The 26,370-nt window shown below is 28.9% G+C and carries 27 protein-coding genes and 1 pseudogene; 3 read left to right on the plus strand and 25 right to left on the minus strand.

Going from position 1 to position 26,370, the window contains the following annotated elements:
- Together J7G74_RS10255 and J7G74_RS10260 are read right to left on the minus strand one after the other, a co-directional pair.
- The coding region (locus tag J7G74_RS10255; RefSeq protein ID WP_297134907.1) for an ABC transporter substrate-binding protein at positions 1-422 on the minus strand (422 nt) is incomplete at its 3' end.
- A 40-nt stretch (positions 423-462) separates the two neighbouring features.
- Positions 463-1,206, minus strand: coding sequence for a nitrogenase iron protein NifH (locus J7G74_RS10260; protein ID WP_297134908.1), 744 nt, complete (start codon positions 1,204-1,206; stop codon positions 463-465).
- A 258-nt stretch (positions 1,207-1,464) separates the two neighbouring features.
- Between J7G74_RS10260 and J7G74_RS10265 the strand changes: the two genes are divergently transcribed.
- On the plus strand, positions 1,465-2,190 hold the full coding sequence (locus tag J7G74_RS10265; protein ID WP_297134910.1) for a helix-turn-helix domain-containing protein: 726 nt from the start codon (positions 1,465-1,467) through the stop codon (positions 2,188-2,190).
- 135 nt (positions 2,191-2,325) lie between these two features.
- On the opposite strand, the pseudogene J7G74_RS16810 reads toward J7G74_RS10265, so the two are convergent.
- The 19 genes and pseudogenes from J7G74_RS16810 to J7G74_RS10365 all read right to left on the minus strand — a co-directional run.
- Positions 2,326-2,523 (minus strand): annotated as a pseudogene (locus J7G74_RS16810) (transposase); the annotation flags it as partial.
- Between the two features lie 579 nt (positions 2,524-3,102).
- A complete protein-coding gene (locus J7G74_RS10280; RefSeq protein ID WP_297134914.1) occupies positions 3,103-3,645 on the minus strand; it encodes a hypothetical protein in 543 nt (180 codons plus the stop codon).
- A gap of 328 nt (positions 3,646-3,973) precedes the next feature.
- The gene (locus tag J7G74_RS10285; protein ID WP_297134917.1) at positions 3,974-4,495 is read right to left on the minus strand and encodes a GlcG/HbpS family heme-binding protein; all 522 of its coding nucleotides are present in this window, start codon (positions 4,493-4,495) and stop codon (positions 3,974-3,976) included.
- A gap of 52 nt (positions 4,496-4,547) precedes the next feature.
- Entirely contained in the window at positions 4,548-5,369 is an 822-nt protein-coding gene (eutJ, locus tag J7G74_RS10290; RefSeq protein ID WP_297134919.1) for an ethanolamine utilization protein EutJ, read from the minus strand.
- A gap of 101 nt (positions 5,370-5,470) precedes the next feature.
- A complete protein-coding gene (locus J7G74_RS10295; RefSeq protein ID WP_297134920.1) occupies positions 5,471-6,025 on the minus strand; it encodes a BMC domain-containing protein in 555 nt (184 codons plus the stop codon).
- A 70-nt stretch (positions 6,026-6,095) separates the two neighbouring features.
- A complete protein-coding gene (locus J7G74_RS10300; protein ID WP_297134922.1) occupies positions 6,096-7,211 on the minus strand; it encodes a 1-propanol dehydrogenase PduQ in 1,116 nt (371 codons plus the stop codon).
- 28 nt (positions 7,212-7,239) lie between these two features.
- A complete protein-coding gene (locus J7G74_RS10305; RefSeq protein WP_443081654.1) occupies positions 7,240-8,655 on the minus strand; it encodes an aldehyde dehydrogenase family protein in 1,416 nt (471 codons plus the stop codon).
- Positions 8,656-8,753: 98 nt separating this feature from the next.
- The gene (gene pduL, locus J7G74_RS10310; RefSeq protein WP_297134927.1) at positions 8,754-9,404 is read right to left on the minus strand and encodes a phosphate propanoyltransferase; all 651 of its coding nucleotides are present in this window, start codon (positions 9,402-9,404) and stop codon (positions 8,754-8,756) included.
- Positions 9,405-9,440: 36 nt separating this feature from the next.
- The gene (locus J7G74_RS10315) at positions 9,441-9,719 is read right to left on the minus strand and encodes a BMC domain-containing protein (RefSeq protein ID WP_027626993.1); all 279 of its coding nucleotides are present in this window, start codon (positions 9,717-9,719) and stop codon (positions 9,441-9,443) included.
- A 16-nt stretch (positions 9,720-9,735) separates the two neighbouring features.
- Positions 9,736-10,926 carry a methionine adenosyltransferase gene (gene metK, locus J7G74_RS10320; RefSeq protein WP_297134932.1) on the minus strand — a complete coding sequence of 397 codons (1,191 nt, stop codon included), beginning with the start codon at positions 10,924-10,926 and terminating at the stop codon, positions 9,736-9,738.
- Between the two features lie 24 nt (positions 10,927-10,950).
- Positions 10,951-12,264: an aldehyde dehydrogenase gene (locus J7G74_RS10325; RefSeq protein WP_297134933.1), complete on the minus strand. Its 1,314-nt coding sequence runs from the start codon at positions 12,262-12,264 to the stop codon at positions 10,951-10,953.
- Between the two features lie 44 nt (positions 12,265-12,308).
- Positions 12,309-12,572: a EutN/CcmL family microcompartment protein gene (locus J7G74_RS10330; RefSeq protein WP_297134935.1), complete on the minus strand. Its 264-nt coding sequence runs from the start codon at positions 12,570-12,572 to the stop codon at positions 12,309-12,311.
- Positions 12,573-12,591: 19 nt separating this feature from the next.
- Positions 12,592-13,008 carry a BMC domain-containing protein gene (locus J7G74_RS10335; protein WP_297134937.1) on the minus strand — a complete coding sequence of 139 codons (417 nt, stop codon included), beginning with the start codon at positions 13,006-13,008 and terminating at the stop codon, positions 12,592-12,594.
- Positions 13,008-13,799 (minus strand): hypothetical protein, encoded by a 792-nt coding sequence (locus tag J7G74_RS10340; protein ID WP_297134939.1) that lies wholly within the window; start codon positions 13,797-13,799, stop codon positions 13,008-13,010. The genes J7G74_RS10335 and J7G74_RS10340 overlap by 1 nt, the downstream gene beginning before the upstream one ends.
- Before the next feature lie 71 nt (positions 13,800-13,870).
- On the minus strand, positions 13,871-14,149 hold the full coding sequence (locus J7G74_RS10345) for a BMC domain-containing protein (RefSeq protein WP_297134941.1): 279 nt from the start codon (positions 14,147-14,149) through the stop codon (positions 13,871-13,873).
- Positions 14,150-14,199: 50 nt separating this feature from the next.
- Positions 14,200-14,982 carry a propanediol utilization microcompartment protein PduB gene (pduB, locus tag J7G74_RS10350; protein ID WP_297134943.1) on the minus strand — a complete coding sequence of 261 codons (783 nt, stop codon included), beginning with the start codon at positions 14,980-14,982 and terminating at the stop codon, positions 14,200-14,202.
- Positions 14,983-15,007: 25 nt separating this feature from the next.
- Positions 15,008-15,925, minus strand: a complete 918-nt coding sequence (locus J7G74_RS10355) for a glycyl-radical enzyme activating protein (RefSeq protein ID WP_297134945.1) — start codon at positions 15,923-15,925, stop codon at positions 15,008-15,010.
- 38 nt (positions 15,926-15,963) lie between these two features.
- Positions 15,964-18,507: a glycyl radical protein gene (locus tag J7G74_RS10360; protein WP_297134947.1), complete on the minus strand. Its 2,544-nt coding sequence runs from the start codon at positions 18,505-18,507 to the stop codon at positions 15,964-15,966.
- 172 nt (positions 18,508-18,679) lie between these two features.
- Positions 18,680-19,240: a DJ-1/PfpI family protein gene (locus J7G74_RS10365; RefSeq protein ID WP_330616514.1), complete on the minus strand. Its 561-nt coding sequence runs from the start codon at positions 19,238-19,240 to the stop codon at positions 18,680-18,682.
- 334 nt (positions 19,241-19,574) lie between these two features.
- On the opposite strand from J7G74_RS10365, the gene J7G74_RS10370 reads away from it, so the two are divergent.
- Entirely contained in the window at positions 19,575-20,876 is a 1,302-nt protein-coding gene (locus J7G74_RS10370; RefSeq protein ID WP_297134950.1) for a PocR ligand-binding domain-containing protein, read from the plus strand.
- Between the two features lie 31 nt (positions 20,877-20,907).
- On the plus strand, positions 20,908-21,918 hold the full coding sequence (locus J7G74_RS10375) for a response regulator transcription factor (protein WP_297134970.1): 1,011 nt from the start codon (positions 20,908-20,910) through the stop codon (positions 21,916-21,918).
- Between the two features lie 91 nt (positions 21,919-22,009).
- Here J7G74_RS10375 and J7G74_RS10380 read toward each other — a convergent pair whose 3' ends face one another.
- The 4 genes from J7G74_RS10380 to J7G74_RS10395 form a co-directional block, all read right to left on the minus strand.
- Positions 22,010-22,819, minus strand: a complete 810-nt coding sequence (locus tag J7G74_RS10380) for a sensor histidine kinase (RefSeq protein ID WP_330616515.1) — start codon at positions 22,817-22,819, stop codon at positions 22,010-22,012.
- Between the two features lie 194 nt (positions 22,820-23,013).
- Positions 23,014-23,685 (minus strand): response regulator transcription factor, encoded by a 672-nt coding sequence (locus tag J7G74_RS10385; RefSeq protein ID WP_297134957.1) that lies wholly within the window; start codon positions 23,683-23,685, stop codon positions 23,014-23,016.
- Between the two features lie 201 nt (positions 23,686-23,886).
- Complete coding sequence (locus J7G74_RS10390) at positions 23,887-25,887, minus strand: FtsX-like permease family protein (RefSeq protein ID WP_297134960.1); 2,001 nt, start codon at positions 25,885-25,887, stop codon at positions 23,887-23,889.
- Positions 25,877-26,370 (minus strand): ABC transporter ATP-binding protein (locus J7G74_RS10395; protein WP_297134963.1); only part of this gene is annotated, 494 nt, incomplete at its 5' end. The genes J7G74_RS10390 and J7G74_RS10395, both read right to left, overlap by 11 nt.

A 26,370-nucleotide genomic window follows, 5' to 3' on the forward strand; every position in this document is an offset into this window, starting at 1 on the left:
CCTACTTCTTCACCTAATTGTTCTATACTAGTTAAAAAGTTTGAGTATGTAGTAGTATCAAAGAAGAACGTATTTAAATCATATTCTTTCATACTTTCTTCTACTTTTTCTTTAAACATATTGTCCATTACAAATACATCTGGAGTAAGTGATGCTACTTTTTCTAAATCTGGGCTCATTGATTGACCTATTTCAGGTAATCCTTTTAAACTTTCTGGAAGTTCTAACTTAGTAGTTGGTATACCCACTACCTCTGCTCCTATACTATCAAGTACTTGAGCAGATGCTACTGATCCTGCAACAACTTTTATAGTTTCATTAGATGCACTCTCTTCATCAGTTTTGCCAGAATTAGATGGTGTACATCCTGTTAAAAATAATGCTGATATCATTAATATTGATGCTAACTTTTTAAATTTCATAATATTTCCTCCTAATATTTTTTGCTTAATATTTATAAATTTATTCCATTATCTTTTTAGCCAACTCTAAATATATAAGTGACATTTCATTTTCAATTTCTTTTTCTATAACTGTCTTGCCTTCATTCTCAGCTATTTGAACAATCCCTTTTCTCGGTATTTTATGGAATACCTCTGAGTTTATTTCTTTAGCTAAATTATTAACTAAATTTTCTTCATCTTCTACATTTTTAGCATTTAGTATAATTCCTTTAAGAGATGCATATCCTCTTTTTTTGAACTGATTAACAGCAGTTGATATATTGCTTGCTGCATACATTGACATCATTTCACCTGATGTAACTATATATACATCATTTGCGTATCCATTTCTTATTGGCATTGAGAATCCTCCACATACTACATCTCCTAGTACATCATAGATTACAATATCTGGTTTATATACTTCAAAGGCCTCTAGTTCTTCTAACTTCTCAAATGCTGCTATTATCCCTCTCCCTGCACATCCAACACCAGGAGTAGGACCTCCAGCTTCTACGCAAAGTACTCCATGATATCCTTCAAATACTATATCTGAAAGTTCAAGGTCATCTCCTTTTTCATTCATGACATCAAGTACTGTATCTATAAACTTACCTTTCATTAAATTCTTAGTTGAGTCTGCCTTTGGATCACATCCAATTTGCATAACTTTGTATCCTAAATGTGATAATGCCGCTGACAAGTTAGAAGTAGTTGTCGACTTACCTATACCACCTTTTCCATAAATAGCTATCTTCTTCATTTCTTTATCCCTTCAAAATTCTTTTTATTGATACTCATTATCATTTACTTATTTAAGTTTATATCTTTTCTACTATAAAGTCTTTAAGTATATTTACTTTTTCTATAAATAAGTTGATATTAATTATCATTATCATTTCCATTTTATATATTTTATATTATAATATCAATATCAATATAAATAGCTATATATTTATAAATGAGACTATTATTAAAGCTATATTTTGCTTTTTATAATTATTAAAGATTGGTGGTAGACATGAGTAATTTAGAAATCGTATTAAAAGATTTTTTTGATTGTTTTTACATTCCTATAAGATATGTAGACAGCAACTTTAAATTAACATATAAAATTGCATCTTCTTCTAATATAGATGAATTCATTGAAGATGTTAAACTTTATGAATATATCAAGAAAAATGCAACATCTATAAAAAAACTTACATATTATGATAATATACATTTTATAATTGCACCTATAAAAAACTCATTATATAATGGCTATGTTATTGCAGGGCCTTTTAGATCCTCTAATATTACTATAGATATTAATATACCTTTCAAGCCATTTTATTGCATTAACAATATTCAAAATATGTTAAAAAGTATAATAAAAGAAAATTTAAATAATAGACCTAAACTTAGTTCTCATGTATCTAGCTCAATAGCTTATATACATAAAAACTATAAAGATGATATTAAGATAGATGATATATGTTCTTATTTAAATATTAATAAAAGTTATTTTTGCAGGCTATTTAAAAAAGAAATTGGGTATACTTTTTCAGACTTCCTAAATAAATTTAGGGTTGAAAAAAGTAAAGATTTTTTATCGAATGATGAATATTCAATATTAGATGTTGCAATGTCTGTTGGATATAACAGCCACAGCTATTATAGCAGTTTATTTAAAAAATTTAATAACATCACACCTGTTGATTATCGTAATGGATATAATACTAAAACAGAGTATCTTCAAAGTTAATTAATTATTTATACAAAAAGGAGTATAGGTGGTTTGTTTTTACACAAACCTAGAGTATGTAAATAGTAACGTGTAATTTCTATATTTAATTAAGATATACGATAACTATTTTTAGGACTATGACTATAAAATCATAGTCCTTTTCTCTGAAATATCCATAGTTACTAAGTATAATGACTTATATAATACATCATTAGATGGAAATACCTTTGATTTCGTGTTTTTTCTTAATAGCCTGTTGTAACTCTCTATTGAATTAGTTGTATATATTTAACTTCTTACCTCTTAAAAACATTTAAAGTATATACCAAGATCATCCCAGTTATTTTTCCAAACTATATACACACCTAAAATATCTTTAGTTGTCTTTACGTCATATTCTTCAATTAGTCTTTTTAGAATTTTAGTTTTATCAAGCATAAAAAGTGTGCACCTTCCTTTGGATAATTAATTGCATTAATAAGTTAATTATCACACTCTTTAGAAGAATACACACTTTATTTTAGAGACCTGACATAGATCCAATCTGCTACATTACTATTAGAAATTCGTATCATATTGGACTTTATTTTGTTATGTAAGCTCGTCAATTTCTAATAGCATCATGTAGATCATGTTCCTGGATTTAGTCTTTGCCGTAGGTTTCTTTAAGATTCCACCTCACGATTGACACCATTGACATTAACTAGCGATTCCCACTATCAAGTCCGAGACGAACTTTCACTGTCAAGTTGTTACAAATACTGAGAGCATATATACAAATTATCTTGAATATTACAACAATGTGATTTTATTAGATCTCAATATCGAAAACGTTTTGCCATAGCAATATATACTATACAATCTTACACTTTACTATGTAAATTTTATAATCTAATCATATAAAAAAGTAAATTAAAATATTATATTTTACTAAGCAAATACAGCTAAAATTATAAATGTCATTATAAATATAGTACAAGCTGGTGGATCTATATGACTATCACAATGACTATTAAATGTCTTAGTGAAAAAATCACCTAATAGTGAAGATATAATAGCAACTATTATTCCTACTATAGGATTCCCTGACAATACAAATGCATTTGAAGATGTCAAGCTTATATGATGAGTTGTCGGTACTCCGGCTCCAAATTGTACAAATATTAAAGTTATTGCACTAATAGCAAAACATAGTGATGGGTATGATGCTTTAACTGCATCTACAGGCACACCACTTTCTATTAGTACAGCTCCTGTATAACTTATAACAATACCTACCATTAAACCTAGTATAATATTATAAATTAATTCCTTGCCTTTTGATATAAATTCCCTAGAATCATTACTTGTATATTTTCCTATTAATCCACTTTTACCTATAATCAATCTTGCCAATATACCAGATGTTGCAACTGTCATAGCTACAGTATCTGTTTGAAAACCTATTATACTTGAATACAAATAATTTATCAAATATCATATTACCCCAAATATTCCCCCTACAATAATAATAGAATAATCTCCCTTTGAATTTAAAGCAAATGTAATATCTGAACCATTAAATATATCCTCTTCAGTAAGTACAGCTACATCTCCACTTACTAATTGTCCTGTTTTTGAAGTTGTACTTTTTCTACCTGCATAAGCTGCTGCTGCAACACCTCCTGCAAATGCTATATAAATGCTGGTAATGCTCCTAAAGCCGCACCAAAAGCTCCTCCTCCAAAAGCTGCGATTAAAGATAAAAAACTCATATTATTTCCCTCCATTATTAATAATATAATTAGTAAAAAATTAATATTCAATAAATTTTATTTGTTATTGTTTTCTTGATGGCATATTCACATACACACATATCTTCTTCCACACTTCCGCCACTTATCCCGACTGCTCCAACTACTTTACCATTATATTTGAATGGTATTCCTCCTCCAAATATTACAATTCTATTATTCGTATGTTGAATACCATATAAAACTCCTTCTGATTTGCATAAATCTTTAAGTTTATCTGTCGGCATTTTTAAACTTACTGCTGTGTATGCTTTATTTAAAGATAAGTCTATACTTGCAAGAAGAGAATCTTCCATTCTATGAACTAAAATTACGTTTCCTCCACTATCTACTATTGAGATAACCATAGGTACTTTTATTTCATTGGCCTTATCTTCAGCAAATTTTGCTATTTCTTTAGCTGTCTGCAAATTAAGTTCTACTGATACATTATCATCCATATTAAAACTTTCTCTATTTTGACAGCCTAAAATTTCTTTTTTGATTACTTCTGTTATTATAGATTCAATTTCCTTTATATTTTCACTCAATCTACATCCTCCTTTAGATTCTAATGAATTTTTCACACTTTAATTAACATTTCTAAACTGTACAATTCATAGCTATCCCTAGAGGTGTTACTAAAAGTGGCTGTATAGGTTTTATTGTTTTAACTTTTATTTCTTTTTCAAATATTTTTTCAAAGTCTTTGAAGCAACAAGCTCCACCTACTACATAAATATCTTTAATATCATAATCTTTTATATATTTTTTGACTATTGTAGCCATTTTTTCTACTACAGGTCTAATTATGGAAAATACTTCTTGTTCCTTGTTAGCCTGCTTTTTTAACTCTTCCGCTTCTTCAAATGTTTTCTGTAAAGATCCAGCTAATACAAGAGTCATATGAGTACCTCCTGTAGCTTCGTCTGCAGTAAATATAACTTTTCCATCTTTTAGTATACTTATACCTGTAGTTCCACCTCCAACATCTACTACTACGCCTTCTTTTATATCAAGTGCATAAGAAGCGGCTGTTGGTTCATCAACTATATTAACAACTTCTAAATCAGCTGATTCCACTACATTTGCTATAGCTTTTATATTTCCTTTTGTTATTCCAGGAGGTATAGCAGTTGCTGCATAAGATAGTTTTTCCCCGATTATCTCTTCTACTTGTTCTTTTAGCATTCTTACTATTCTTATGGCTCCCATATAGTCAACTACTATTCCATCTTTTACTACACTTGAACTATATGTTGCTCCTGCTATAGGATTATTATTTTCATCAACCACAGATAAAACAATATTAGCTGTACCTAAGTCAACTCCTACCTTTAATTTTCCTTCATACGGGTTGCACTTTTTTTCTCTTATAAGATGAGAAAATTCTTCCAGTAATTGATTACTCTTATTCAAACTCATAATATCACCTATCCTCCCTCTATTTTCAATAAAACAATATATTTTAAATCATACCTATTTTCTTAATTTTTATATTTATTTTTCAAGTATAATTCTGTTATTTAACTATTTGTGTCTTTATCCTCATAATGAATGCAGTTTACTCTTAAGTCTCCTTTTTCTCTAGGACATTTAGAATCTTTACATAAATTACATGTATACTTTTTATTAGAATCATCTTTTTTAAGATTATTTTCTTCTATATTATTTATTACATCTTCTTCTTTGTCTTCATTTATTTTTTTATACTCTATATCTTCATCTACTTTACTATCTTTTATATCTTCATTTATAGATAACATGTTTGTATTATTATCTATGTTTGTATCTAGATCTTTATATCCCACTGTATTCTTATTTTTAATTAAATCTTCAATTCCATATCCAGGTCTTGGTATAACTTTTTTACTATATATTCTTCCCTTGTTGCTAGCTGCTTGTATTGATGCTGTAACAGAACCTACATCACCTTCTATTTTTACTACAACCATTCCATTTCCTTGACTTAACTCATATCCAATTAAAGTAACATTTGCAGATTTTACACAAATATCTGCTATTTCAATTGCACTAGAAAGACCAATTACTTCTATAATTCCCACTGCTAACTGTGACATATACTGACCTCCTTTGATACTATAATAAGCAAAAAGCTGGATTATAAACCCAGCCCTTTGTAATATACATTTAGTATATTAGCAATAATATTTCTTTTATATCATTGCTAATTATATCTTTAGGTGTAGTAGATAAACATCTATCTTTTAATGTATTTTCTACCATAGTATTAATACTATTTTGATAATCAGCCTTACTAATATCCATATCTCTTATTCTTAGTGGCATATTCATAGATATCATCATAGTTTTTATAATACGTTTTAATATTTCTACCGCTATTTTAGGGCTTTCATCTATATTTACAAATTGTAGCTTATATGAAAGTTTTGCATATTTTCTTAGTATCGACTCATCTTTACAGTTATAATCAATAACACTATTTAGTAACATAGCATTTGCAAGTCCATGCGGAATATGAAATGTAGCACCTAATTGATGTGCTATACTATGATTTAATCCTAATCCAGCTATATTAAAAGACATTCCTGCAAGAGTAGATGCTTCCTGCATCATTTTTCTACTATCTAAATCATTTCCATCTTCATAACATTTAACTAACGACTTTATTAATAACTCTATTGATTTTTCTGACAATGCATCAGAAAATACATTATTATTTTTAGATACATAAGCCTCTAGTGAATGAGTTAATACATCCATGCCTGTATTTGCAGTAACTGTTTTTGGAACTGTTAATGTTAATGTAGGATCTAAAAGAGCTACATCTGGTAAAATATCTTCTGACTCTATTATTTTTTTTACATTACTTTCCTTATCTGTAATGACAGTTAAGGATGTAACTTCTGTTCCTGTACCGCTAGTAGTTGGAACTGCTATAAATAAAGGTTGTGAAGTTAAATTTTCTAATTTAGTGAAATAAAGCATTGCTTTTGCAGTATCAATAGCAGATCCGCCCCCAAATCCAATTAGAATAGAAGGTTTTTCTTTGCATATATGTTTAATTCCATCAACAACTACTTCTGTAGATGGATCTGTTACTACGCCATCATATATGTATACATTATTATTTGCTTCTAAACAATCTGTAAGATATGATACTGCTTTACTTTCTACTAGAAACTTATCACATACTATTAAAATTACTTGTTTTTTAATTTCTTCAAGATATTTTATAGACTTATCTCCACTATAAATTCTTGTTTTTACATATACATTTGACATTAAACTTCTCTCCTTCGTGTTCTATCAATTATCTTATGCTAAATGAATCTGATAAAACACATCTTCGAATTCTGCAAAAAGATTTTGGAGATGTTAAACCTTCACCTGTAGGTCCAGCTATTGTAAATGTTGAATGTCCTTCTCCTCCTACACCTATTCCAGCATAAGAAGGGGCATTTTTAACAAATATTGTAGTCTCCATAACTTTTGACATCTTGCTTAATTTATCTATATTCTTAGAGTGCATAATTGCTGTATGTCTATTTCCATGTTCAGCTTCTTGAGCATATTCTATTGCTTTATCAACATCTTCAACCCTTACAATTGGCAAAATAGGCATCATCATTTCTTCTTGAACAAAAGTATGATCCTTATTAACTTCCATGATGATAGCTTTAATATTATCATCAACAGTTATACCTATTTTATCTAATATGTATTTTGCACTTTTTCCTACGAACTCAGTTTTTGGAGCTCCATTTTCTTTTGCAACAACACTTAGAAGTTGTTCTATTACTTTCTTATCTTTAACTAAGTAAGCTCCGTTTAATTTCATATTTTCAATTAAACTATCACAAATAGATTCTACGGCGAATACTTCTTTTTCTGCTATGCAAGGAACATTATTATCGAAACTACATCCATCAATAATATCCTTAGCTGCTTTCTTAATATCTGCAGTTTCATCTACAACAACTGGAGGATTTCCTGCTCCAGCTCCGATAGCTTTCTTTCCTGATGAAAGTACTTTTTTAACTATAGATGGTCCACCTGTTGCTACTAAAAAACGTACTTTTGGATTCTCAATCATTTTATTTGTATTTTCAATTGAAGGTTTCTCCACCATAGTTATGAGATTTTTAGGTGCTCCTACTTCTTCTAATGCTTTATTAAGCATTTTTACAATAGTTTGAGAAACATTAGTAGCTCTTGGATGCGGACTAAAAACTACTGTATTTCCTCCTGCTATCATACCTATAGAGTTACAAATAATAGTTTCTGTAGGATTTGTTGTAGGAGTTATCGCTCCAATAACACCAAATGGGCAATACTCTACTAAAGTAAGACCATCATCTCCAGTTTTTACAGATGATACTAAATCTTCTGTACCAGGAGTTTTTTCAGCTGCTAATCTATTTTTTATTAACTTATGCTCATAACATCCTATTTCAGTTTCATCTACTGCTAGTCTAGATATAAGCTCAAGATTTTCTTTTTTTAATATGGTATTTCTTATAGAATCTACATATTTTTGTCTATCTGATATTTTTGAAAATAATAGTTCTTTTTGTGCTACATATGATGCATCAATAGCCTCTTCTATAGTTTTAAAAACTCCATAGTTACCTTCTATAGAATTTTTTTCTACTTCTTGAGTAATATTTTCAATTTTGATTTCTTTGAGTGCATCTGAAACCATTTTTTCAATCATTTTTACATCTATATCCATATTTACACCTTCCTTAAAGTTAACTATTTCTGTCGGTTTAAGATGATAACATCTCTAATAATGTATTTAAATTTCTAATATATATTTCTTAATTAATTTTGTTTTTTTATAATGACATAATCATTATTTTTTAAATCAAAAGCATTTGCCTCATCCATATCTACATGCATTTCTAATTTATATTTAGGAGATACTCTAACAAGTACATCCCCTAAAATTCCTGATCGTTGACCACAAATTTGTACCTCTACAGTATCTTTATCTTTAATTCCCATAATTTGTGCATCTTCCGGTGTCATATGAATATGACGCAAAGCAATTATAGCTCCATAAGGAAGTTTTATCATTCCTTTAGGCCCAATGATTTCTATACTCGATGTTCCCTCTAAGTCTCCTGACTCTCTTACTAAGGCTTTTAAACCCAGACGAAAACTATCAGTTCTTGAAATTTCTACTTGGCTTTCATTTCTTACAGGTCCTAAAATACGAACATTGTTAAACTCACCTTTTGGACCTCTAATTGTAACTGTTTCATTACTAGCAAATTGACCTGGTTGTTTTAAATCAACCTTTTTTGTAAGATTATATCCTTCTCCAAATAACACATCTAAATCTTTTTGCGATAAATGAATATGTCTATTTGATATACCTATTGGTATTCTTGATTTTTCATACTCCTTTAACTTTTCTATTACTTTCTGAGTAATAATTTTTATTATTTTTCCCGAATCTTCTGAAATCATTTTTTATGCTCCTTTTATTATACTACTAACTTATTTTTATAAAGACTTTGGTAGTATTTTTTCAACGTCTGTGTGTGGTCTTGGTATAACATGAGTAGAAACTACTTCTCCAATAGCATTTGCTGCTGCTGTACCTGCATCTACTGATGCTTTAACAGCTCCTACATCACCTCTAACCATTACAGTTACTAATCCAGAACCTATTTTTTCATATCCTATTAAATTTACATTTGCTGCTTTTGTCATTGCATCTGCTGCTTCTATAGCTCCTACTAATCCTTTTGTTTCTACCATTCCTAATGCTTCATTTGACATTTTAAAATCCTCCTAATTAAAATAATTTATTTTTTAGCTTTCTTTTTATTTCATAAATTTTATCAATTTTCTCCCAAGCAAAATCCTCATCACTTCTTCCAAAGTGACCATATGCCGCCGTTTTTAAGTATTGTGGTTTTCTTAATTGAAGATTTTCTATTATATCTACAACCTTAAATGAGAAAACCTCTTTAACTATATCTTCAATTTCTCTATCAGGTATTATACCTGTATCAAATGTATTTACAGTAACAGCTAAAGGTTCTACTCCTCCAATAGCATAAGCAATTGATACTTCGCATCGTGTTGCAATATTTGAAGCCACTATATTTTTAGCTACATATCTTGCCATGTATGCCCCAGAGCGGTCTACTTTAGTTGGATCTTTTCCTGAAAAGGCTCCTCCACCATGTCTGGAAATAGTACCATATGAGTCCACCATTATTTTTCTTCCAGTAAGACCTGTATCTCCTGTTGGCCCTCCTATTACAAATCTACCTGTAGGATTAATGTATATTTTGGTATCTTTTGTTATCCATTTTTTATCTATAACAGGATTAATAACAGATCCAATTATAAATTCTCTAAGTAAATCATTAGATATTTTTTCACTATGTTGAGCTGAGATTACAATACTTTCAATACTTATAGGATTATCCTCAGAGTCATAAGCCATTGTTACCTGTGTCTTTCCATCAGGATACAGGAAATATGCACCTTCACTTTTTCTAACTTTTGCAAGCTGAAATGATAATCTATTAGCTAACTCACAAGAAATAGGCATAAAGTTTTTAGTTTCATTGCAAGCATAACCATACATTATTCCTTGGTCACCGCTTCCTATTACTTCTTTATCTTCATTAATAGATTTTTTAACTCCTATGGATATATCTGATGATTGATTATGTACATTAGTTAAAATCAAACAAGAATCAGCATCAAATCCTTTGTTAGGTGTTGTATAGCCTATCTTTCTAATAATATTTCTTGCTACTTCAACAATATTAACTTTTGCAGTTGATGCAATCTCACCAGCAATTACTAATGTATCTGTAGACACCATGGCTTCAACAGCTACATGAGATTTACTATCTTGCTTTAAATATTCATCTAATATACCATCTGATATTTGGTCACAAATCTTATCTGGATGACCTTCTGTAACAGATTCTGATGTTACATAATATCTTATTTCTCCTTTATTCATCTCCCCATATCACTTCCTTATCATTTAACGAATAGAAAAGCCTGTTGTTAATATACATCTTCTTTTTCTTCCAAAATTTTTGGCAGTAGTTGATCCTTCACCTGTAACATTAGCTATTGTGAATGTTGTATCTCCTTCTTCATCAAATCCTATTCCAAGATATGAAGGTCCATTCTTCACAAATATAGATGTTTGCATTTTTTTAGCAGCTCTATTTAAATGTTCAATAGATTCTGAAAACATACTTGATGTATGCTTAAAACCTTGCTCAATTTCAATGGCAGTTTCTAAAGCCTCATCAAAATTTTTAGCTCTTACAATTGGAAGTATTGGCATGAATATCTCTTTTACAACAGCATCACCATAACAAGAATCTTCAAATACAATTAACTTTATAACCTTATCAACTTTTATTCCAGATTTATGTAAAATTAAATTTGCATTTTTACCTTCTAGTTTTTTATTTACATTACCATCTTCTGTTATAATCGTACTTAGTAATTTTTCTTTTTCTACTTGACTAGTAATAAAGTAAACTTCATTTCTCTTAATTTCATCTATAAATTTATCAGCAATACTCTCAACTAAAACAACACTTTTCTCAGATGTACACATGAGATTATTATCGAAAGATGCTCCTAAAAATATATCTTTGGCAGCTTTTTTAATATCTGCTGTTTCATCAACTATAGCAACTGGATTTGCAGGTCCTGCAGCTATAACTTTTTTCTGAGAACTTAAAGCTCTTTGTAAGCCAGTATTTCCACCTGTGAAAACTACTAACTCTACATCTGGATGACTCATTAATTCTAATGTGTATTTTATGAGACTCTCATCTAGCGTCACTACTAAGTTATGAATTCCACAAACTTCTACAATAGATTTATTTATTATTTCAGTTACTAGCTGAGATACTTTCATTGCTCTTGGATGGGGACAATGAATAACAGAATTACCTGCCGATAATAAAGCAATTGTATTGCTTATTAAAGTTGCACATGGATTTGTGCATGGCTGTACTGCACAAGTAACTCCATAAGGTGAAATTTCGTACAATGTCATACCATGATCTCCTGTACTTACTTCCGTATTTAAATTTTCAACTCCAGGAGTTTTTTCAATAGCAAGGGAAATCTTTTTAGCTTTATCACTTATATTCCCCATACAAGTTTCATCGACTGTCATTCTAGCTAAATCATTAACTAAGGGACGAAGAGATTTTTTTATAGACTCAATAATTTCTTTTCGCTCATTCAGTGTAAATTCTGTATATCTATCAAACGCCTTCTTCGATACAAAAACTGCATCACAAACACTTCTATAAATACCACTTTTCATTTTAAGAAACTTCACCCCCTTTTTTATTTTCAAAATACTAATTTCTAAATATCTATAGCATCAATAATTCCAATAATCGCCATATCAATTATAGATTCTTTTCTTCTTGGATCCACACGAACTGATGATCCTTGGGCAATTAGTACGATATCTCCTATTCCGGCTCCTACAAAATCTACAGCGACTTCTTCACTATCTATATATTGGCTCTTACCATCAACTCGCCTAATTATCATTAATTTACATCCAACTAATGAATCTTCTTTTCTAGTAGCTACAACAGTTCCTATAACCTTTGCCAATTTCATTATTTTTACACACCTTTTATTATTCTTTATTTTCTATATTTTTTACATTGTCATCAGTTTCTTCATTGAAATTACTACTTTCACAATCTTTTAAAAATTCATCTGTATTAATATTTTCATTCTTGTTTTCTTTTTTATCTAATTTTTTATTTTTTTCTTCTTTAGTTGTAACAAAAACTTCATATATAAAATCTGATGGTCTTGGAATAACTTTTGATGATACAAAGTTATTGTGTGTAATCCCTATTTGTTTACCTGCACTTACTGCAGCATTTACTGCTCCAATATCCCCAGTAATTTTTATAGTCATATATCCTAGACCTTTTGAATTTTCGATTCCAACGATTTTAATATTAGCAGATTTTGCCATAGCATCGGCAACCACTATAGCTGTCGACATTCCACTAACTTCAACTAACCCTAATGACTCCTTCATTATCTGTCACCTCCATAAAATTGCTTTATTTCTATATTTAAAGTTCTGGCTTTTTCTCTTGCCAAGTCAGTTATAATATCATCAGAGTTGACAATAATAGTTCCATTAGCTCCATATTGTTCTAGATTTTCTAAAGTTATTACTTTTTTTCTCGATTTGTTTTCTTTTTGCAACGAAATATTATCTTTTGTATTAAAATTCATTTTAACTTGTTCGTTTGAATTCTTTTCTTTGTACAATTTAATTAATTCTGATGTACTTCTTATCTCTATTCCATACTCTAAAACCTTTCTATAATAAGATATAATTTGATTTATATAGGCTTTAGGCTCTTTATTTGTAAACTTTTTCAAACCTGATTTTAAAAACACTATTTTTCCACCTGATTCAATAGCAGATGCAATCCATTCATTACAAAATGTATCACTTATACATAGTGCTGTTTTTACAACTAAATCCCTTTCAACTACTGGAAATATACTCATTGCATTAGAAAGATCTTTTGGTATTCCTTCCGAAAAATATATTATATTTTCATCTGGAACATATTTATTTATATCTAATTTACAAACATCATTTTTAAATTTATCATCTGCGACTATATGAATATTAAATAAATCACTTTTATATATCTGTTCTAAAAAATCTAAATACTCTGTGTCACATTTTTTACTACAAAATATGTAGACTTTTGATTTTTCTGCATTACTTTTTAAAATATTCTTTTGATTTGTAATCTCTAACAATACTTTCTTAATAATCTCTCTTAGTTTTTCTTCACTAATATTCAAATCTACACCTCATCTCAATAAGCGCCTCAATTGTAAAATTGAGGCACTATTTTACACATATGTAAATGTTTCTATTTAATATTAGAAAGAATCTTTTCAACATCTGTATGTGGTCTTGGTATTACATGAGTTGATATTACTTGACCTATTGATGAAGCTGCTGCTGTACCTGCATCTACAGATGCCTTAACAGCTCCTACATCACCTCTTACCATTACAGTTACTAAACCTGAACCAATTTTTTCATATCCTACTAATATAACATTTGCAGCTTTAACCATTGCATCAGCTGCCTCTATAGCTCCTACAAGCCCCTTTGTTTCTATCATCCCTAATGCTTCAGAATTCATATATAAGCCTCCTTTATTAATAAAACCAGTTTTTAATTATATTTTTTATATTATATATATGGAGTTGTAGTAGGTTTAGGTTCATCACCTAAAGCTCCAAGCATTTTTTTACCAGCTGAAATAGCTGCTTTAACTGCTTGTCTTACTGCTCCTGAATCTCCTGTAAAAGTTAAAATAACTTCATTTGAATAACTTGTACCATTAGCTGGAGAACTATATCCAACAATCTCTACATTTGCAGCTTTAACTGCTATATCTGCTAAAACTGTTCCTATAGCAGCTGGTCCTGCACAAGTCATTCCAAATGCTTTACCAAGAGGAGCTCCTAAAGCTTTTTCTAGGCAATAACTTGCTCTTGCAGTATATTGAAATTCTAAGTGTCCTGCATCATTACCATATACATCACCAAAATATTTAGGTATTGCTTGAAGTGCTATTTCAACTGCTCTTCTAGCATCAGATACATCATCTGCTCCTATGTATATAAGACTTCCATGACCTGCTCCACCTTTTGTATCTCTTGGTAATTCAACAGATATAATCTCCGTATTTGTAGCTTTTACGGCTTCATCAACTGCCCATATTTGAGGTCCTGCGCCTGTTCTTCCTCCAATAATACCTATTGAACGATATTTTCCTAATTTCATAGTATCAACTAACATTGAATCTACACTTGCTATTACAAGACCTATAGTATCACCCATTGAAGTACCAACAAATTCAGTCATACCAATAGATTTATTTTCTGTACAACTTTCTTTAGCTTTTTCTTCTTTAACACCTAGCTCTTCAGATACTTGCTTCATTACTTTTTCAATTAAATTCTGATCCATTAAACTTTCCTCCACTATATTTTAACTATCCGCCTATGATACATCTAATACCATAGCTTTCTACTATTTTTTTATGCTCATCCAAATCTTCTTTGTTTAATCTTTTAAGTCCATCAAGTGTATACTCTCTTCCTAAAAGATCGTATTTGTTTTCACCAAAAGTATGATATGGTAAAAGGTGTACTGTATCTACGTTTTCAAGAGTTTTCACAAACTTGGCAATATCCTCAATATCTTCACAAGAATAATTAAAATCAGGTATTACAGGAACTCTAACAACAGTTTTTGTAATTTGAGAAATACGTTTAGCATTTTTCAAAATTATTTCATTAGATACACCAGTGAATTTTTTATGAATATGTGGGTTTATATGTTTTATATCTAATAAAACTGTATCTACATATGGTATAACTTTTTCAATAGCTTCTTCACTTCCAAATCCTGTTGTTTCTATAGCTGTATTCCACCCCTGACTTTTACAAGCTAGTAATAATTCTGATGCAAACTCATACTGAACAAGAGGTTCACCTCCAGAAAGTGTAATACCTCCATCAGATCTTCTAAATATAGTTCCATCTTTTTTTAACTCTTTTATTGCTTGTTGTATTGTCATTGTTTTTCCTTTTAAAACTAACGCACCTGATGGACAAACATTTGCACATTCTCCGCAACCCGTACATATATTCCTGTCAATATGAGTTTCATTATTAAAACTTATTGCACCAATTTTACAAACTGAAATACACCTACCACATTTAAAGCAATCACTTTTTTTATACATTACAATAGGATTATTGTTTTGACTTTCAGGATTGCTGCACCATTTACAGCGCAAAGGGCAACCTTTAAGGAATACAATTGTACGAATACCGGGACCATCATGTAATGAGAATCTCTGTATATCAAATACAGTTCCTGTCATATTATAATTAATTGAATCCATAATGACTCCCTTCACTCTCTTATTCTATCTATTAATTTCTATAAATTTTGTTCAGTACGGCTAATGATATCATCTTGAACTTCTTTAGCTAATACAGTAAACTGAGCACTATATCCAGCAACACGTACAACTAAGTCTTTATGTTCTTCTGGATTGTTTTGAGCTTCTATAAGTTTTTCTCTATCTATTACATTAAATTGAACATGCATACCTTTGTGATCAAAGTATGATCTTACTATTGACGCAAATCTCTTAAGCCCCTCATCTCCTGCTAATGCTGAAGGTAAGAATTTTTGATTATAAAGTGTTCCATTTGAATAATTTTCATGATCTAATTTTGCAACAGACATTGCAGCTGCTGTTGGACCATTTACATCTTTACCTTGTCTTGGTGAAACTCCATCAGCTAAAGGTTGTTTTGCTAGTCTACCATCTGGTAGTGCTGCTACATCTTTACCAAATAAAACGTTGGCTGAAACTGGGTAACAACCTGCTTGGAATGTACCTCCACGAGGATTTTTATATTTTTCAACTTCATGAGAATATATTTGACCACATTTTCTAGCTAATAAATCTACTTCATCTTCATCATTACCATACCAAGTTGTATTTTCCATCACTCTCTTGATATCAGCATATCTAGAAACATTGCTATTCGATACTCCACAAGCTAATTCACTTGTTATTGTTTTTTGTATATCTGCTATATCTATAGAATTTGATGTACCCATACTGCTTAATATACGTTTAACAGCTTCATATATCTTAGCTTCATCTTCACTAGATGTTGCATTGCTACAAGCTTGATTATCTACACTATATCCAAAGTTATTATCTAAAGCTTCCATAAGGTCAGCCATAGTAACTTCTTTATTATCAAATACATGCTTTTTAATAGCATACATTGAGTCACCACTATCAGCTACACCAAATGCTTGTGGCCCTGTAAAGTTGTATATAGCTCCACCTTCTTGAACACTTTTACCTCTACCTATACAGTCATCAACTAAAGCTGAAAGGAATGGTAATGGAGCTCTTTCTGCATGAGCTAAATCTACACAGTTATCCGCTTCTACTAAGTGATATATGAAGTATTCCATTTGCTTTTTATATGCTTCAAATAATTGTTCTATTGATGTAAATGTTGTCACATCACCAGTAATAGGTCCAAGTTGTTTATCTCCAACTTTACCGTTATGAAGAGTTATTTCTAAAATTTTTGCTATATTAAAGAATGCTGCATCATGCCATCCTTCAGTTTTATGTGGACTTTGAGGTTCAACACAACCTATTATGCAGTAATTTCTGGCATCAGCAAGAGAAACTCCTCTATTACAAAGTGCAGGTATTATAACCTCATCATTATACATTGCAGGTACACCTAATCCTAAACGTGTAACCTCGCAAGCTCTATAAAGGAACTCATCTGGTGTATTTTGATGAACACGTATTGAGAATGATGGTGCTGGTAATTTTACATGAGCAACTGCTTCCATACACATGTAAGAAACATCATTTGTAACATCCATACCTTCTTCATTTTGTCCACCTACTATAAGGTTTTGGAAAACTGCATATCCAGCAAATGCTTGAGCTGAAACTTCATCACGAGTTTTATTTACATCATTTAATTTTACCCATATACAATCTACTAGTTCTTGAGCAAATTCTTTAGATATTTCTTTATCCATTTGTAAATAAGGATACATATATTGGTCAAAACGGCCTGGAGATATTGAGTGTCCATTAGCTTCTATTTGAAGTAATATTTGAACAAACCAGAATGATTGACAAGCTTCATAGAAGTTTGTTGCTCCATTTTCTGGAACTCTATCACAGTTTGCTGCTATTTTAAGTAATTCAGCTTTTCTTATTGGATCTGAACAACTTGCTGCCATCTCTCTAGCTTTATCAGCATAACGGTGAGCAAAATTTATTGCTGCCTTATATGTAATAATTACTGCTTCATAGAAATTTCTTTTCTTTATATATTCAGGATCAGTTGTATCCATTTTTTCTAAAGCTTGTTTAACTTCCTCTATTATTCCAGAGAATCCTATTCTTAAAACTTTTCCATAATCTACACAAACGTGGCCAACACCACCGTAGAAATAGTTACCAACAGTAAATACACCGTTAGCTATACAATCTTTTGTATCTTGAGACATGTATGAATCAGCTAATTCACTAGTTGTTTTACCTTTCCAGTATTCAAAAGCAGCTTCAAGTTCTATTGCTGTTTTCTCAGGTATTTGGAAAGGATCTGCTATTCTTGTTCCCATTGTTTCAAATTCTTTAGCAACCCACTCATATGAAAACTCTGGGCAAAGCTCTGTTGAACGTAAGTTTTTAGTTATTGCACCTACAACAAGCTCATCTTCATGAATTGTCACTGGTAAATTATTAAATATATGTTCAGCAGCTTTAGCACGTCTCATAATTGGAGATAATCCTTCTGTTTCCTTATATGATTCTGTTACTAATAAAGCTCTTTCTGACTCCACATATGGTACTGCATTAATAATAGCTTTCTTTAATCTTTTTATACGTTCTGTTGGTTCTGTAAAGCCTTTTCCTATCATAAATATCCTCCTCATAAATTGCATAAGTAAATTTTTTAAGTTTTTTATTTCTAATTGCATTCTATATCATTGATAGTAAAAACTATAAATATTTTTAAGACTTAAAATATATAATTTTGAAACTTGTAATTTTGTTCATTATTATTAATTTAAAATAAAATCTGTATTTATTTTATCTTTTTAGTAGTTTTAAAAATCCCTTTAATATTTCTACGTTTCCAGGCCATGCTGGAGAAGTTACTATATTTCTACATATAATAGCTTCATGTGAATCCTTTTTTATGAAGTTTCCACCTGCAGATTTAACTTCTGGTTCCACTGAATTATATGCAGTTATATCTAGTCCTTTAACAACATCAGCTGCAGTTAAAATCTGTATTCCATGGCAAATTGCAGCTATAGGCTTCTCTAAATCCATAAAGTAATGAACTATGTCCAATACTCTACTATCTAATCTCAAATACTCTGATGATCGTCCACCTGTTATAAACAATCCATCATACTCATGAAGCTTTATATTTTGAAAAGAAGCATTTAAAACAAAATTATGTCCTACTTTTTCTGTATAAGTCTGATATCCTTCAAAATCATGAATAGCTGTTTTTATAATATCTCCTTTATTTTTATCAGGGCATACTACATCAACCTCTAGTCCAACTACTTGTAATGCTTGATAAGGAACCATCAACTCATAATCTTCTGTAAAATCACCTGCTATCATTAAAATTTTCACAATATTCCTCCTTCAACTTAAAAGTCCTTTATACAAATATTAGTAAATTATAATAATGCAATATTATTTCCTTTCATTATAGTTTATTAATATTGCAAGCTCATGCGTTTATAAAATCTATTTAATGTAAAATTAAAACTATTGATAATGTCTATTTGTACATTGAAACAGTTGTAATTTTACATTATTAAAGTTTGTAATTTACTCATATATTTTAAAGTACTCCTTTGTTGCATTTAATTGTTAAAAAATACTAATTATGCTATAATTTAATTTAAATGTAGAAGAATTTACAAAATTTTACTTTTACAAATATCTACTAAGGATTGATAAAATGAATAAAAGTTTGTTAAGCAATCAAATTAATATGTTGTATGATAACTGTTTGTCAAATCCAGTTGATGAAAATATTTCACTTGATAAACTAGATATCATACACCTTTTTGGACGAGAAAAGCTCGAACAAATACAAACAATTCTTTCAAATACTACAGGTTTGGCTTTTGTTACTGTAGATTATAAAGGTGATGCAATTACAAATGAAACTAGTTTTTCAGAATTTTGTAAGAATATAAGAAATAGTCCACTTGGATTACAAAGATGTAAATCATCAGATGCCTTCGGTTCTATTCAGGCATCAGTTACACAAAAAGCTAATGTGTATTTTTGTCCATGTGGTTTAACAGAGGTAGCTATACCAATTATTATTCAAGGTCACTATTTAGGAGGGTTTATAGGTGGTCAAATTCGTTGCAATGATGCTCCTAGTGAAATTTGTAATCTTAAATCAGTAATGCCTAATAAGGAGCTTGATAGTCTTTCTGATAACTTTAAATATTTATTTAATGATATTCCAATATTTCCTTACAATAAGTTAAAAAGTATTGCAGAGCTTGTTCAACTTGTAGTAAACCAACTTGGTGAAAATCTACTTTCAAAACATATAAATCCCCAAATTGCAACTTCTAAACTTATGGAAATTAATGAGCTAAATAATTATTTAAAAAAAGATTTAGATAAGGTAACATATGAACTAGATGAATTAAAATCATCAACAAATTTATATGCACTTTTAGATATAATAACCTTAATTACTAATCTTTCAATAATAGAAAAAGCCACTAATACTGAATCTGCACTTTCTTTATTGTCAGAATATATTAAGTATACACATCAAGTTAAGGAGCCTTTTACTAATCTAAAAGATGAATTAAAAAATATTGAAAATTATTTGTTGCTACAAAAATTAAAATATAAAGAAAGGCTTTTATACTCTATAGATGTCGATAGTAATGTAAAATTTAAAAAAATACCATCAAAAATATTATTTCCTTTTATTGAGAATGCCTTATATAATGGTATTTTATTAAATAAAAACTGCGGTTCTATAAGCATAGTAGGTAAATTTGAAAATAATGAAACTATAATTACTATATGTGATAATGGCCCAGGACTTACAGACGAAGAACTTTTTATACATTTTGAAGATTATGAAGATAGACATGAAGGTTATTACATAAAATTAGGTATAGATAGCTCAATTAAGAAATTAAAAAATATGTATGGTGATAAATTTGAGTTTGAAGTAAACACATATAAACTCAAAGGCAGGGAATATAAATTAATATGGAAATAAACATAAAAGGGGCTGATTAATCTTGTATAAAGTGCTCATAGCCAATAATGATATCCTTATGTGTGAAGCTTTAAGCATTAAAATTTCAAAAAATCATAATTTTGAAGTTGCTAATGTTGTAAATACTTACGAAGATACTTTAGAAGAATGTAGGAAAAATTCTATCGATATTCTTTTTTTGGACTCTCATATTTCTGGAATTAATTGTATAGAGGCAAGCCAATTCATTACTCAATTATTTCCCAATATATCTATATATGTAATTTCATCTTTTAATACAAAAAATTTACTAAAAGATAAAGGAAATAATTCTATACAAGATATTCTTGAAAAGCCATTAAACGATGTTGTCCTATATAATATATTAAATTCATTTAGTGATAAAAAACAAGTTTTATCTTATTTTAATCCTTTTGAAGAATTGATTAAATCTTTAGAAGATAAAAATTACTCTAATTTTTACATAAACACTAATCAAATTTCTGATAAAATATATAAGTACAGCAAAAAAAATATATCTAAGTTAAATAATTTATTTAAGACTAATGTGCAAAATATTTTATTAGATCAAGGCTTTGATATAAATATATTTAATCATATTGAGACTCAGTTTCCTTTAACTTCAAATATCTTACAAAATTCTAAATCTATTGAAATTTGGATTTTTAAAGTATTTGATTTTATATTTAAACAAAATAGCATAAAACGTTATCCTATTTTAAAAAACGTTTTTACTTATATAGATGAACATATTCATGAAGAAATTAATTTAAGTTCCATAGTAAAATATTGTAATATAAGTCAAGGTTATCTCAGCAGAATATTTAGAGAACAGTTTGGTATTAGTGTCACAGAATATTTACATATGAAAAAAATTCATTTAGCAAAAACATATTTTTATTTTAATAAAGATAGTATTGTAAATGTAGCATTTAAACTTGGTTATAATGAAAGCAGTTATTTTAGCAAAGTATTTAAAAAATATGAAAATATGACTGTCAAAGAATATAAAAATTTATGCATGGATAATACTTCAACCTAGGAATTTTCTACAGGTTTGAAGTCAATATAATGTCCTTGTAAGTAAAAAATAAAAATCTCAACCAATTTTAAATTCGTTGAGATTTTTTATTTTATATTAAATTTTCTGATTGAGGGAAAATTACAGTTACTTTTGTGCCTTTATTTTCTTCAGATTCAATATTTAATCCCAATCCCATCTTGTCACATAGTTTTTTGCATAAGTATAAACCTATACCTGTACTTTTACCAAACTTTCTACCATTTTCTCCAGTAAAGCCTTTTTCAAATACGCGGTTTAAATCTCTCTCAATTATTCCCACACCATTGTCTTCTATTGTTAAAACTACTGAGTTTGCAAATTTCTTGGATTCAATCTTTATTTTATCGCCTTCACCTTTTGAATATTTAATAGCATTTCCCACTATTTGATTTAATATAAACTCAATCCATTTTGAATCACTATAAATAATTTCATCAAGCTCTCCCAATTGCAGGCTTATTCTTTTTCCAATAAAATCTCTTTGATTTTTCTTAACTACAGATTTAACAACTTTAGATAATTCTATCTTCTTTATAATATAGTCTTTACCTACTTCATCACTTCTTGAATAATACAGAACTTGCTCCACAAAGTTTTCTATCCTGTCAATTTGTGTGTCTATTTTTCTTGTTATTTCATTAGTATTGTTTTCTATTAATAATTTTGTTGATGCTATGGGAGTTTTAATTTCATGAACCCACATTTCAATATATTCTCTGTATTCTTCTTGCATATTTTTATAATATTTTACATTCTCGTTCATATCTCTGCTTAAAACCTTAAAAATATAATTTATTTCTTCTCCTTCAATAAAGTTAGGCTCATTTAATACTTCAGGTAACAAATATTTTTTGTCTAGATTTTCCAATATATTTTTCACAGTATTAAAATATTTTCTAAACTTTATATATTCTATTAACATATAGGTAAGCAGTGGCAAAAACCATACACAAAATAGAAGAAAAATTATAACTAAAGCCACATTTGCAGAGTACATAAGAAATGAAATAATTATAAAAATCATTAAATTTATAGCTAAAAAAAGTCCCTTATCTTTTATATAGTCAATTATTTTCATGGCATAATATACCCCAGTCCTCTTCTTGTTTCTATTACATTTTCTATTCCTATTTCTTCTAACTTTTTACGAAGTCTCGTTATATTTACAGTTAAGGTGCTATCATCTACAAAATATTCAGTACTCCATAAGTATTCCATAAGTAATTCTCTGGATACTATTTCACCTTTGTGATTTATTAAATAAGAAAGTATTTTTACTTCATTTTTAGTTAGTTCAATTTCTTTTTCATTGTATATAATAGTTGCATTGGATAAATTCAGTTGAAAATCTTTATAAGTTAAAATACTGCTAGTAGCTGCGTTTGATCCACTTCTTTTTAGTAATGCTGCGATTCTTGCTAATAATATTTGTGTATTATATGGCTTAGTGACAAAATCATCAGCTCCCAAATTCATGCTCATCAATTCATCCATATCACTATCCCTACTTGTTACAATTATGATAGGAATATCTGACTTCTTTCTTACTTCTCTGCATATGTAATATCCATCAAAAATTGGAAGATTTATATCTAATAAAACTAAGTTGGCATTTTCATTTAAAATAAATTGCACCACATTGTCAAAAAATGTTGGAGCTACAATTTCATATCCATATTTACTTAAAAAGTTTTCCAACTCTTCTCTAATTATTTCATCATCTTCAATAATTATTATTTTCTCCATGTATTCTATCACTCCTATTCTTCAAATTTTATTTTCAATAAATCTATATTTACTTTATTATTGTTATTATTATACCAAAAAAATCTATTTAAAATAGATTTTACTATTTTAAATAGATTTTGAGTAATTAATTAGATTTAAAGTCTAGTGAATCATATGGTTAGTTTTATGATTAAACCTAGCTTATATTAATTTTATATATTATATATTATTTTTCACTATATTTTTATATCCACCATAAGTTATATAGAAATAAATCACGTATATAACAAGAAATATCCCCGCTGTTATAAGAGATGAACTTCCTATATCTGGCTGGTTGTAAATTGATATAAAGTCATTTGCAACTTCTATACCAACTACTGAATGAACTACAGCTAATGCCACTGGTATACTGAAGTAAATCAAAGTTTGTAAAAATATTGTTTTGTTTATACTGTTTGTGCTTGCCCCCAATCTTTTTAGTGATTTATATCTATCTATACTATCACTGGCTTCACTTAGTTGTTGAAGGGCAAGTATTGCCATACTACTTATTAAAAATACTATTCCTATATAAATCCCAACGAATAGTATCATTGTTGTAATGCCCTTATTTTCTTCATATATTCCATTTCTATCAGTTCCCATCACAAATCCTAATTTATCGTAATCTGTATCATCAGTTTTGTATGAATATATTGCATCACTAAAATCAGCAGCTCGTTTATCCTTATCATTACCTACAAAATTAACATTTACATTGCTTGAAGATATTTCCATATTGTCGCATACTTCATCATTTACCACTATTGTAAATATATTATTTTGCATATAGTCTGTTTTTAAATTTTCTTCTATTACTTCTTTATTTTTTATATGGTATATTTTATCATCAAACTTAATAGTATTATTATTTTTCATATACTTTTCTACTGATGGTAATATTTTAGAAAAGTTAGATGTTATTAATACTTCATTTTTATTTAAATCTATTGGATTTTCATTACTAATATCTCTAATCTTGTTGTAATCAGATATTTTTATATAAGATATATCATAATCTAATTTTTTAACATCATTATTTAAAGGCATTATATCTGAGATTTTTTTCCCATCTCTGTATTCATTATAATAAGCAACTTTATCATTTTTATCAAATTTAATACCTATATAGTCAAGGGATTTTTTTATATCTTGTGCCTTATCTTCCGGACTTACATACATATATGCACTGGCATCAAAAGGTGTTGCTTTTTCTAATCCTGATTCCAAAGCATTTTTAAAACTAAATCCTGTTGATAATATACCAATTGTTAAAAATAACATTAAACAAATCACTGACATAGATATAAAGTTTGTATTAACTTTGCTGTTTATTTGTTTAACTACAAATATATTTAATCCTTTGAAATAAACTTTTTTATTCTTTTTCACAACATATAAAATAAATCCTGCTAAAGAGAAGAAAAATAAAACTGTTCCAAGTATTCCAAGTCCTATAGATATAATGAATTTAGGCTCATTTATTCCCATTATTCCCACTTCTAAAACAAATTTATATGCTATTACCAAAGAAATCACACATAGTATAAATGTAACTAAGTATACTATAGGATTTTTGAATTTTATTTCTTCTGTTTTTCTTGCAACCGTTAATAAATCTATTATTTTATATTTTGAAATAACAAAAGAGTTAAATATCATAACAAGTATAAACATTACCCCAAAGTATAAAATAGTCTTTCCTATAGCTTGCATAGATATTGTAAAAACATAGCCAGACATTTTAAAATCGAATAGCTTTGCTACAAGTACTGATAGTCCTTGTGATGCTAAAAAACCTATAATCAATCCACCTAACAGTGAGAACACACCTACAATTAATGTTTCTAATATTAATATTTTAGAGATTTTATTTTTTGACATACCAAGAGTCATATAAATTCCCATTTCTTTATTTCTCTTTTTGATTAAAAAGTTATTTGCATAAAGAATAAGACTTCCTAATATAAATGCCACAAAAACAGACACATAAGATATTGTAGTAGATAAAATTTCCACATATTCTTTTCCTGAAGCATTCATTTCCATCATTGCTTTTTGTGATTCAATAGAGTTAAAACTATAGAATATACAAACAGCTAACGTTAAAGTTAAAAAGTATATGGTATAGTCTTTAAAACTTTTCTTAACATTTTTAAATGCTATTTTAGAATACATTGTTGTCATCCCCCCCTATTAGAGTTATAACTTCCATTATTCTATTGAAGAACTCTTTTCTTGAATCTTGACCTCTTACTAATTCTGTGAATATCTTACCGTCCTTGATAAATAGAATTCTGTGAGCATAACTTGCTGTAAAAGCATCATGAGTAACCATTAGTATAGTCGCATTTAAGTCTTGATTTAGACTTTCAAATCTTTCAAGTAATAGTCTTGCTGATTTTGAATCAAGTGCTCCCGTTGGCTCATCAGCAAGTATTAATGATGGATCTGTAACTATAGCTCTAGCTGATGCTACTCTTTGCTTTTGTCCTCCTGACATTTGGTATGGGTATTTATTTAATATCTTTTCTATTTCTAAATAGGCAGCTACTTCTTTTATTTTTCCATCTATGGCAGAAGTTTTTTCACCTTTTATTGTTAAAGCAAGTGCTATATTTTCATAAGCAGTTAATGTATCTAATAAATTAAAATCTTGGA

Origin of the sequence: Terrisporobacter sp., assembly GCF_017888745.1 — a bacterium.
Taxonomy (GTDB): domain Bacteria; phylum Bacillota; class Clostridia; order Peptostreptococcales; family Peptostreptococcaceae; genus Terrisporobacter.